12 protein-coding genes and 1 tRNA gene are annotated in these 9,804 nt (G+C 68.6%); 8 read left to right on the plus strand and 5 right to left on the minus strand.

The genetic code is table 11. The features are described 5' to 3' along the window. Positions 1 to 357 precede the first annotated feature (357 nt). From AB0C30_RS59075 to AB0C30_RS59090, 4 genes are all read right to left on the minus strand, one after another. The gene (locus tag AB0C30_RS59075) at positions 358 to 1,308 is read right to left on the minus strand and encodes a DUF3800 domain-containing protein (protein WP_357962306.1); all 951 of its coding nucleotides are present in this window, start codon (positions 1,306 to 1,308) and stop codon (positions 358 to 360) included. A gap of 53 nt (positions 1,309 to 1,361) precedes the next feature. Next, entirely contained in the window at positions 1,362 to 2,147 is a 786-nt protein-coding gene (locus tag AB0C30_RS59080) for an SDR family oxidoreductase (protein ID WP_357962309.1), read from the minus strand. Between the two features lie 24 nt (positions 2,148 to 2,171). Next, positions 2,172 to 3,230, minus strand: coding sequence for a hypothetical protein (locus tag AB0C30_RS59085; protein WP_357962312.1), 1,059 nt, complete (start codon positions 3,228 to 3,230; stop codon positions 2,172 to 2,174). Between the two features lie 81 nt (positions 3,231 to 3,311). Next, on the minus strand, positions 3,312 to 3,911 hold the full coding sequence (locus AB0C30_RS59090; RefSeq protein WP_357962315.1) for a TetR family transcriptional regulator: 600 nt from the start codon (positions 3,909 to 3,911) through the stop codon (positions 3,312 to 3,314). A 95-nt stretch (positions 3,912 to 4,006) separates the two neighbouring features. On the opposite strand from AB0C30_RS59090, the gene AB0C30_RS59095 reads away from it, so the two are divergent. The 6 genes from AB0C30_RS59095 to AB0C30_RS59120 are packed head-to-tail and all read left to right on the plus strand — an operon-like array spanning position 4,007 to position 8,646. Continuing rightward, positions 4,007 to 5,812, plus strand: a complete 1,806-nt coding sequence (locus AB0C30_RS59095) for an MDR family MFS transporter (protein WP_357962317.1) — start codon at positions 4,007 to 4,009, stop codon at positions 5,810 to 5,812. Continuing rightward, entirely contained in the window at positions 5,809 to 6,234 is a 426-nt protein-coding gene (locus AB0C30_RS59100; RefSeq protein WP_357962320.1) for a hypothetical protein, read from the plus strand. The genes AB0C30_RS59095 and AB0C30_RS59100 overlap by 4 nt, the downstream gene beginning before the upstream one ends. Continuing rightward, entirely contained in the window at positions 6,231 to 6,470 is a 240-nt protein-coding gene (locus AB0C30_RS59105) for a hypothetical protein (RefSeq protein WP_357962323.1), read from the plus strand. The genes AB0C30_RS59100 and AB0C30_RS59105 overlap by 4 nt, the downstream gene beginning before the upstream one ends. A gap of 15 nt (positions 6,471 to 6,485) precedes the next feature. Next, positions 6,486 to 6,971, plus strand: coding sequence for a universal stress protein (locus tag AB0C30_RS59110; RefSeq protein WP_357962326.1), 486 nt, complete (start codon positions 6,486 to 6,488; stop codon positions 6,969 to 6,971). A gap of 44 nt (positions 6,972 to 7,015) precedes the next feature. Next, positions 7,016 to 7,774, plus strand: coding sequence for a M15 family metallopeptidase (locus AB0C30_RS59115; protein WP_357962328.1), 759 nt, complete (start codon positions 7,016 to 7,018; stop codon positions 7,772 to 7,774). A gap of 26 nt (positions 7,775 to 7,800) precedes the next feature. Continuing rightward, positions 7,801 to 8,646 (plus strand): NUDIX domain-containing protein, encoded by an 846-nt coding sequence (locus tag AB0C30_RS59120; protein ID WP_357962331.1) that lies wholly within the window; start codon positions 7,801 to 7,803, stop codon positions 8,644 to 8,646. Here AB0C30_RS59120 and AB0C30_RS59125 read toward each other — a convergent pair. Continuing rightward, entirely contained in the window at positions 8,643 to 8,972 is a 330-nt protein-coding gene (locus AB0C30_RS59125; RefSeq protein ID WP_357962334.1) for an STAS domain-containing protein, read from the minus strand. The two genes, AB0C30_RS59120 and AB0C30_RS59125, sit on opposite strands and share 4 nt — an antisense overlap. A gap of 51 nt (positions 8,973 to 9,023) precedes the next feature. Between AB0C30_RS59125 and AB0C30_RS59130 the strand changes: the two genes are divergently transcribed. Both AB0C30_RS59130 and AB0C30_RS59135 read left to right on the plus strand, forming a co-directional pair. Then, positions 9,024 to 9,113 (plus strand) — tRNA-Ser (locus AB0C30_RS59130). A 61-nt stretch (positions 9,114 to 9,174) separates the two neighbouring features. Continuing rightward, positions 9,175 to 9,804, plus strand: a 630-nt coding sequence (locus tag AB0C30_RS59135) for an ATP-binding protein (protein ID WP_357962337.1), incomplete at its 3' end; no start/stop codon positions are given.

The raw sequence follows: 9,804 nt of genomic DNA on the forward strand, positions 1-9,804 counted from the left end.
TATAACAAAATACGCCGCGACATGCTGATGACCGACTCCTGTCCAGCGAAGTACGAGAATGGCCTGCTACTGTGGCGGACGGCGCTTAAGGGTGGCGTTCTTTTCATGGAGAATTCGGGAAATGGCGAGCAATAAGCGCTGGCTGGCCGGCTTTATGGTCTGCGTGATCCTGGCGGGGCCGTTGTGGGTGGACAAAGCCTTCGGCTTTCCGCGGGACCACGTCCACCACGGGCCGATGGGCCTCCGCCACGCTTTATCTCACCGCGCTGGGCCTCGCCCTCCTCACCTACCTCGCCACGCTCTCCCTCGATTCCCGGCCGTCGCGCCAAGTGCGTGGACCGCACCAGGCATGACCGGTCACGGCCTCAGGACCGGGTCGCTCGGCGCGAGCAGGGCCCAGCTTCGGTCGTCTCCCCAGATGGAGAACGCGTCCACGTACGGTCGCAGCAACGCCGTGACCTCCGCGTCGCCTTGGCCGGTGAGCTCGTCTTCCGCCATCTTCCGCGCGGCTCCGGCGAGGAGGTCGGCCACCTGGACGCGGGGGTCCGTGCGCGAGTCGACCAGCCGCAGGCCGGCCAGCCGGCCTTGCGCGGAATGCGCCGCCTCCAGCTCGTCGATGCGTGCCTGCGTGAGGAGGGTCTGCCGGTCGTGCACGACGGAGACGGCTCTTCCGGTTTCGCTCCAGTAGACGATGGCCTGGCTGATGGCCGGGAACAGCGGGTTCAGCGTGAGCGACCGCTCCCGGAAGGCGTCCACCTGGGATCGGGACTCCCAGAGCAGGTCCATTATTTCGCCGGCCCGGCTTCGCGGGGTGGCGCGGCGAAAGGTGTCGACCATGGCGAACACCGCTTCGACGGAGGCTCTCGGGCCCCGGCCGTTATTGGTGCGCATCAGGTCGTTGAAGGAGTACAGAAAGGCGTTCCACCTGTCGGGGCCGAACGTCTGCCCGCCCTCTCGGTAAAGGATGCCGGCCATGGCTTCGCGGTCCTGTACGGCGAGCAGGTCGACGAGCCTGTTCATCGCGAAGAAGGTCTTGTCGATCAGATAGACGTGGGCGTTGCCGAGAAGCGGCGCCGATGGGCCGAGCAGCCACTTGAGGGCGTTCAGGTGTTTCTTACGGCGGATGATGCCCGACTTGTATTCCGTGGTCGGGGAGGGGGCTCTGCTCCGTACTTCCTGGATGCAGTCCGCCGCCGATTCGACGTCCAGTCGTACGCTCGCATGGGCGAATACAGCGGTGTTTCCCCCAATGAGCTTCTCCCCTTCTGAGCCGGACTCGTCACAGGCGATTTCGAAGGGTTGTGCCACAGTCAAGTCTCTCAAATCGCCCATTGCGCCTTCAACGGGATTTCGGACCAGGCTCAGAGGTCGGGTAGCCCGAGGTCGAGGTTGGGCTGGTCGATGCCGCCGTCGACCTCCAGCACCTTTCCGGTCAGGTAACGCCCGGCCGGCGACACCAGGTAGAGCACCGTGGCCGCCACGTCCTCCGGCTCGCCGATCCGCTTCAACGGGGTGGCCTGCTCCATCTGGGTACGCAGGTTCTCGTCGGTCATGACGATGTCCAGGGCGGAGGTGGCGACCGCGCCGACGGCGACCGCGTTGACCCGCACCTTGGGCGCCAGGTCGCGCGCGGCCAGCCGCGTGTAGTGCGTGAGCGCCGCCTTGGCGCTGCCGTACGCCAGATAGCCCCGGCCCGCCGTCCGGCCGACGGCCGAGGAGATGTTCACCACCGAGCCACCGTTCTTCAGCAGGTGCGGCACGGCCGCCCGCGTCAGCTCGTGCGCGATTCCGACGTTGAACTGGAACGCGTTCTCAAGATGTTTCCGCGTGGTGTCGAGGAAGGCGCGGGGCATCGCCCCGCCCACGTTGTTGACGATCGCGTCCAGCCGGCCGAAGGCGTCGGCGGCCTGCTCCGCGAGCCCCTCCATGGCGCCCGGCACGCTGAGATCGGCGGGCACGATCAATGCCCGTCTGCCCGCCTCCTCGATCTGGGCTGCGACAGCGCGCAGCTGCTCCTCCGTACGGGCGGAGATCGCCACATCCGCGCCCGCCTGGGCGAGGGCGATCGCGGTCGCCGCGCCGATGCCCCGGCCGGCGCCGGTGACGATCGCGGCGTGGCCGGTGACGCGGAAGCGGTCCAGGATCATGTCATGACCTCCGACGGGATGGTCTCATATGTGACTCGACTTCCGGCGCTTCACCGCTTTCTTCCGGGCCGCGGTTTTCTTGCGGGCCGCGGCCTTCTTGCGGGGCGAAGCTCTCTTGGGCGACACCTTCTCTTCCTTGCCGGAGCTCTCGTCGCTGGATTCGCCGTCCTCGGAGCTGGACAGTTCCCGATCCTCCGCCTCCTCCTCGTCGCTGCTGTCGCCGCTCATGTCACTGTCGCGGGAGCTCTCGCTGTCGTCCCCGCTGTCATCCGACGAGGGCGCGGAAACGAGTTTCCGCCGCTTGTTGGCGGTGAAGGGAACCTCGTCATCACTGACGGCCAGGGGCTTGGCCATCTTCCGGATTTTTCCGGTCTTCTTGGCGTCACTGTCGGCAGCCGCGCCACTGGCCTTAACGTTCAGGTCCATCAAGGTGAGATTTCCCGGGCTCGGGCGCGTGGAGAGGTACATTCCCTCCTTTATGTCACGCGCCGTAACGCTCCTTCCGTCGGCCTTCATCTTGATGATTTTCTTGAGCTCGGCACGCTGCTGGGCAAGGGTGCTCTTCTTGGCCGCCGTGCCATATGCTACTGGCATAAAGGGATCGCACCACCCCACCTGGCTGGCGCCCTCGATCTTCGACTTGGCATTGGCGTTGACCTCGCCAAGGCCGTACGCCTCGAGCGCGTCCTTGCAGAATCCGCAGTTGGGCGAGGTGCAGCGGATGTATTTCACATTGCGCACCCCGCACGCGGCCAATATGCACATCTCAGCGTGATTACTCTGATTGTCCGGGGTGAACTTGCCCGCCGCGTAAACTTGGAAACCGCGATACATGCGATTGGCCTTGAGGTGATCCATGATCTTCTGCCCGGGCCCGTCCTTGCTTCTCCGGCCGCCGGCAGAGAGACCGCCTACTTTGGAGAGGGCCAACTTGGCGACGCCTGTGACCGCCACCGTGAAATTATTGTCCGCGCTGAAATCCTGTTTGCCGATCCACTCGATGAGCGCGTTGGCGGCGGCTTTCGCGGCGGCGTAGGGGTCTATTACCTTCGCCCGCGGCTTGGGATTCCGATAGGGCTCCATGTGGCGATCACGTCCTTTCGGTCGCCCTCAGCCAACACGGCCGCGCTCGCGAAATCGACTCACCAGCGAGTAAGGGCGGCGTCACCGAGCCGGCGCGGCGGACCGGTCGTCAGGAAGGGACTCCAGGCCCAGGCAGAGTTCGAACACCGCCGTGAGCCGGTCGACGTCGGCGGGTGACGGCGTCTCGGGGCCGATGAGGCGGCGGACCGAGCCGATGCCCAGGAAGACCGCCGTCGCCATCCGGGCCCGCGCGTGCGCGTCCGGGCCGCCCAGGAGCGCCGCGATGGGCTCCAGCACGGCGGCGTGCAGGCGCTCGCGTACGAGGGCCTGGATCTCGGGGTCGCCCGCCGACCGTTCGAGCGAGCGCAGGATGGGGGTCTCCGGGTCGTGGCTCATGCGTTGGGCGGCGTACTCGGCCAGCCGCCTGGGCAGGCCCGCCCGGTCGCCCTCGACCACGGCGCGGACCGTCGGCTCGCCCGCCAGCACCTCGCCGAACAGGCCCGACTTGGAGCCGAAGTAGCGGCCCACCAGGGCGATGTTGGCGTCCGCCGCCGAGGCGATCATGCGGACGGTCACCTGCTCGTAGCCGTATTCGCCGAACAGCATGCGCGCCGCCTCCAGCAGCCGCTGGCGGGTGGCCGCGCGATCTCGCGGCCGGGCGTCAGTCACCTGCGCTTCCATGCCCGAACTCTACTCAGGAGACCCCACTTGCCGCGCGGCTAGTAAACGGGCGTATACTCGCCGAGGAGAAAACGGTTAGAAGGGGATGTGGTGTCTTGGTAGCCCAGACACAGGCCGCGGCCCCCGCGAGGCGGCATTACACTCACCGCGAAATCCTCGAGGTCATGTCCGGGCTCATGCTCGCCATGCTCACCTCGATGATCTCGACGTCGGTGGTCGGCACGGCACTGCCGACGATCGTGGGAGAACTCGGCGGCCAGGACCAGTATTCGTGGGTGGCGTCGGCGACCATGCTGACGATGACGGTCTCCACGCCGTTGTGGGGCAAGCTGTCCGACCTCTGGGGCCGGAAGCTGCTGTTCCAGAGCGCCTTGGGACTGTTCGTCGCGGCGTCGCTCGTGGCCGGTCTGTCGCAGAACATCGGACAGCTCATCGCGGCGCGCGCCGTACAAGGTCTGGGTGTGGGCGGTCTGTCGGCCCTCGCTCAGGTGATCCTCGGTGACATCGTGTCGCCGCGGGAGCGCGGCCGCTATTCGGGGTACATGGGGGCCGTCTTCGGCATCTCCACGGTCGCCGGGCCGCTGCTCGGCGGGTTCATCGTGGACACCGACTGGCTCGGCTGGCGGTGGTGCTTCTACGTGGTCGTCCCGTTCGCGGTGATCGCGTTCGCGGTGATCCAGCGGGTGCTGAAGCTGCCCAAGGTACGGCGCAACACCTCCATCGACATCTGGGGCGCCACCACCATCACGGCCAGCGCGAGCGGGTTGATGCTGCTGCTGACGCTGGGCGGCACGGAGTTCGAGTGGAACTCCTTCTGGACCTACGCCTTGGGGGCCTTCAGCCTGCTCATGCTGGCTCTGGCGGTGCTGTCCGAGCGCACGGCCCGCAACCCGATCCTGCCGCCCAGGCTGTTCAGGAACCCGACGTTCGTGCTCACCAGCATCGCCTCGCTGTTCGTCGGCATGGCGATGTTCGGCGCGATGATCTACCTGCCGCAGTATCTGCAGATCGTCAAGGGGTTGAGCCCCACCGAGTCGGGGCTGATGACGCTGCCCATGGTGGTGGCGTTGTTCCTGGCCGGTGTGATCTCCGGGAAGATCGTCACCCAGACCGGCCGGTGGAAGATCTTCCCGGTGGCGGGCCTGCTGATCGTGGCCGCCGGACTGTTCCTGCTGTCGCGGCTGCATGTGGAGTCGAGTCAGTGGCTCATCGGATTCGACGTGGGCGTCCTGGGTATCGGGCTCGGCCTGTCGATGCAGATGCTCATCCTGGCCGCGCAGAACGGCTCCGAACTGCGTGACATGGCCTCCACCACGGCGGGTGTCTCCTTCTTCCGCTCACTCGGCGGCGCTGTGGGCGTGGCCGCGTTCGGCGCGATCCTCACCAACCGCCTCAAGACCGAGATGGCCGACATGCTGCGGGCCGCGCACATCGCACTGCCCGGCGGCTCCTCGCCCAAGCTGGGCAGCCCCAGCTCCATCCAGGCGCTGCCCGGGCCGATCAAGCACATCGTGCTCGAGGCCTTCACCCGCGGCCTGGAGACCGTCTTCATCGTCGGCGTGCCGATCGCGCTGCTCGGCTTCGTGGCGACGCTCTTCCTCAAGGAGCTGCCGCTCAGAGGCGGCTCGGCGCCCGCGCCGGAGCCCAAGCCGCTCAGCAAGGACGACCTGGTCCTGGCCGGGCTGCTGCTGGAGCTCATCGCCCAGCGGATCGAGCGGGCCACCGACCAGCCGTCCGCGCTGCTGTCCGCGGTCGCCAGGATGGCGCCGCCCGATGACCGTACAGAACGGGAGCGCGCCCGATCGGTCGCGCAGAGCGTGCTGCGTCCCACCTCACGCGCTCTGATCGCGCAGGCCGCGCCACCGCGGAAAGACCTCGTCACAGGAGGAGTTTCAGCATGATTCGCAAGTTCGTGGGCGCCGTCGCGGCCGCCCTGGCCCTCATGGCCGGGCTCTGGCTGATGATCGCCCCGTTCGCCCTCGGCACCCAGCCGGAGAACGCCGACTGGACCGACCCGACCACATCCGAGTTCTTCACCGGCCTGGGCGTCGCCGTCGTCGGGCTCATCGGCGTGGCCGCCTTCGCCGCGGCCATCCACGAGGAGTTGGTCGTGCGGGGCCTGGTGGCCGTACGGCAGAAGCAGGCCGAGCCGGAGCCCGAGCCGGTGGCGGCCGCGCCGCAGGCGTCGTCCGCGGAGCTGGCGAGCCTGCTCGCCCCGCTCGTCGAGGCGCTGCGTGAGGACCTGAACACCGCCGGACGCGGCGGCGGCGAACACCGCCAGAACGGCAAGGCCGCCCTGGTGGGAGTGGAGGACAACCGATGAAGGCGAAAATGGGCGTCTCCGCCCTCATCCTGCTGTTCCTGGCCGGCGTGTGGCTGATCGCGGCGCCGTTCGCGGTGGGCTACCAGCCCAGGGGCGCGGCCTACGCCGACGCGACGGTCAACGACCTGTGGGTCGGCGGCGCGCTGGCCGGCCTCTCGTTCGTCGCCCTCGTGATCTACGCGGCCGACGCGCTGCGCGAGCTCGCCGGCCGCGGCAAGCACGTCGCCGACGGCTGACGTGCGAGGCATGCCGTGTTCGGCGAGAGCACAGACGACCGGTGGGAGCCCCTGGTAGGCAAGCTCCCCAGCGGGCAGTTCGAGATCGGCAAAGACGGCACCGGGCTGCTGGTGGTCGGCTTCGACGGATCGGGCCCGAGCCGCAACGCGCTCGCGTACGCGGCCGGGCTCGCCCGGCGGGACAACGCCGCGCTGCTCATCGCGTTCGTGGAGACCCTCACCAGCGCCACGCTGTGGTTCTTCGCGGGCGCGCCGATCATCCCCGACTCGGCCGGGGACCTGACCGAGGATCTGCGGACGGAGCTGAGCGGGGTCGGGGTTCCGTGGCGGTTCGTCATGGTACGCGGAGACACCGCGCGGGAGCTGGAGACGCTCGCCGCCTCCTGCATGGCCGACGCCATCGTGGTGGGCCGGTCCCGCTCCACGTGGCACACCTTCGGCGGCTCGGTGGCCGTGGGGCTGGCCAAACGGGCTCGGCGTACCGTGCTGATCGTGCCCTGACCTCGTACGACGTCGCTGGTTAGGACGTCACGTAAGGTGGCCGCATGAAACGTACTGCCGCTGCCTTTGTGGTGTTCGCGTCAGTTTCGTGCGGTGGGCAGGCACCGGTCGCCTCACAAGAGGGACCCCAGCAGCCCCCGGCCGACGCTCAGGCCGCCGGGGCTCAGACCCAGCCGCCCGTGCCCGCGACGCCCACCCCGACGGCGAAGACCGCCTCGCCCAAGCCCGCGGAGCCGCCCAGGTTCAGTGCCAAGGTCGCCAAGGTCTCCCGCGCCCGGCTGCCCTACTCGTGGAAACCCGGCTGCCCGGTCTCCTATCAGGACCTGCGCCTGATCACGATGACCTACTGGGGCTTCGACGACAAGGCGCACACCGGCGAGCTGGTCGTGCGCAAGACGGTCACCGGCGACGTCGTCAAGGTCTTCGGGAAGCTGTACGCCATGCGCTACCCGATCAAGCAGATGCGGCTCGTCGACGTCTACAAGGGCGACGACTACGACTCCATCGACGCCGACAACACCTCGGCCTTCAACTGCCGCGCGGCCACCGGGTCCAGCAACTGGTCCAACCACGCCTTCGGCGAGGCGATCGACATCAACCCGCGCGAGAACCCGTACGTCACCGCGAGCGGCAGCACCGCCCATCCGAACGCCAAGAAGTTCGCCAAGCGCCCCGCGAAGGGCAAAGGCGTGATCAACTCGGGCGACCGGGTTGTCAAGGCCTTCGCCTCGGTGGGCTGGGGCTGGGGCGGCGACTGGTCGGGCGCCAGGGACTACCAGCACTTCAGCCGTAACGGCCGGTGAGGGCACCGGCCTGACAGAATCAGGTCATGGCGGCTAAGGACGGCGACGGTTGGACCCAGTGCGCCCGGGGGCACCGGCACTGGGGGCTGCACGGGGCTTCGGGGCTCCTGGCCGTACACCACGACGAGCGCGGCGTTCCGTACGTGCTCATGCAGAAGCGCTCATGGTGGAGCCACCACGGCGGCACCTGGGGGCTGCCGGGAGGCGCGCGCGACAGCCACGAGGACGCCGTGGCGACCGCGCTGCGCGAGGCGCACGAAGAGGCGTCCGTAGTCGGCGACGGCCTGCGCGTGCAGGGTGTCTACCTGGACGATCACGGCGGTTGGGCGTTCGAGACCGTGATCGCCGAGTCGGCCGAACTCCTGGCGGCGGCGCCCGCCAACAGCGAGAGCACCGAGCTGCGCTGGGTGCCGCTGCCCGAGGTCCCGGGCAGGAAGCTGCACCCCGGGTTCGCCGAGTCGTGGGACAAGATCCAGCCGGAGCTCACCCCCGAGACGCTGGTGCTCGACGTCGCGAACATCGTCGGCGCCCGAGCCGAGCACGGCTGGTGGAAGGACCGGCTCGGCGCGGCGACGCGGCTGCTGGCCGAGGTGGCGACGCTGCGGCTGCGGCATCCGGTGCTCGCGCAGTGGTACCCACGGATCGTGGCGGTCGTGGAGGGCGCCGCGAAGAAGGCGCCGGGCGTGCCCGGCATCGAGGTGGTGGCGGCGACGGACAGCGGCGACGACGCGATAGTGGACGTCGTACGGCGGGCACGGTCGTGGGAGCGAGTGGTCGTGGTGACGGCGGACAGGGGGCTCAAGGAGCGCGTCAGCGCGCTGGGAGCCAGGACGGTGGGGCCCAAGTGGCTGCTGTCCCAGCTGGACGACTAGGAGGCCGCCGATGGCTGGACGCTGTCGAAGGCGGCTTTCAGGCCGGTCACATCGAGCACTCGGCGCAGCACCCCCTGCACGCCCGTGAGGCCAAGTGACCCGCCGCGCTCGCCGACCTCGCGCTGGTGCTCGACCAGCACCCACAGGCCGCTGGAGTCGCAGAACGCCAGCCCGGCCGTGTCGATGACGATCGAGACATGACCGGCGGCGATCAGCTCGGTGAGGACCCTCCTGAGCCGGGGCGCGGTCAGCTTGTCGAGGTCGCCGTCGAGGCGCACGCTCGCGGTGTCCTCGGCCCGGTCCACCTCAACGCTGAGATCCGCCACCTCCCGAACGTACACCGCCGTCACCGCAGCCGCTATGGTGGTGTGCGCACTGGAGGGTTCGCATAGTGGACGAGTGCAGCCGCCTTGAAAGCGGCCAGGTCAGCGATGGCCTCGTGGGTTCGAATCCCACACCCTCCGCCACGCTTGCGGGCAAGCCCAAATAGCCCGGACGCGAGTGACAGGGCGATGGCAGAATGTGACCATGCGGCCACCCCGAGCGAGATACTTCAACACCGCCGGCCCCTGCGGCCCGCAACACCACTACATGCTGCCCCCCACACAGCGACTCCCCCAGGCACGCGAGCTCGTCGAGATGGACCGCTACTTCGTGCTGCACGCGCCCCGGCAGACCGGGAAGACGACCGCGCTGCGCACCCTGGCCTCCGAGCTGACCGCCGAGGGCGACATCGCCGCCCTGATGTTCTCCTGCGAGCGCGCCAAGTCGGCCGGCGACGACTACGCCGCCGCGGAATCGCTCCTGCTGGATTCCCTCCGCGAAGCAGCCAAGTGGGCGGGATGGCCAGAAGAGCTGCTGCCGCCGGATCCCTGGCCGCAGGTCACGCCGGGTAGCCGGTTCGGTTCGGCACTGACCGAGTGGTGCCACCGATGCCCGCGCCGAGTGGTGCTGTTCCTCGACGAGATCGACGCCCTGCAGGGCAACAGCATGGTCAGCATCCTCAGCCAGCTCCGCGACGGTCACAACGCGCGGCCGGGAGGCCGTCCGTTCCCCGCGTCCATGGTGCTGTGCGGGTTGCGTGACCTGCGTGACTACAAGGTCGCCTCGGGCGGCGAACCCGGCCGGTCCAACCCGGCCAGCCCGTTCAACATCGTC

The organism is Nonomuraea sp. NPDC048901 (genome assembly GCF_040649695.1).
Classification (GTDB): domain Bacteria; phylum Actinomycetota; class Actinomycetes; order Streptosporangiales; family Streptosporangiaceae; genus Nonomuraea.

Bases quoted from the DNA above. Each gene is read 5' to 3' on its own strand.
- AB0C30_RS59080 (WP_357962309.1), bottom strand. From the start codon at position 2,147: ATGATCCTGGACCGCTTCCGCGTCACCGGCCACGCCGCGATCGTCACC.
- AB0C30_RS59085 (WP_357962312.1), bottom strand. From the start codon at position 3,230: ATGGAGCCCTATCGGAATCCCAAGCCGCGGGCGAAGGTAATAGACCCC.
- AB0C30_RS59090 (WP_357962315.1), bottom strand. From the start codon at position 3,911: ATGGAAGCGCAGGTGACTGACGCCCGGCCGCGAGATCGCGCGGCCACC.
- AB0C30_RS59100 (WP_357962320.1), top strand. From the start codon at position 5,809: ATGATTCGCAAGTTCGTGGGCGCCGTCGCGGCCGCCCTGGCCCTCATG.
- AB0C30_RS59105 (WP_357962323.1), top strand. From the start codon at position 6,231: ATGAAGGCGAAAATGGGCGTCTCCGCCCTCATCCTGCTGTTCCTGGCC.
- AB0C30_RS59115 (WP_357962328.1), top strand. From the start codon at position 7,016: ATGAAACGTACTGCCGCTGCCTTTGTGGTGTTCGCGTCAGTTTCGTGC.
- AB0C30_RS59120 (WP_357962331.1), top strand. From the start codon at position 7,801: ATGGCGGCTAAGGACGGCGACGGTTGGACCCAGTGCGCCCGGGGGCAC.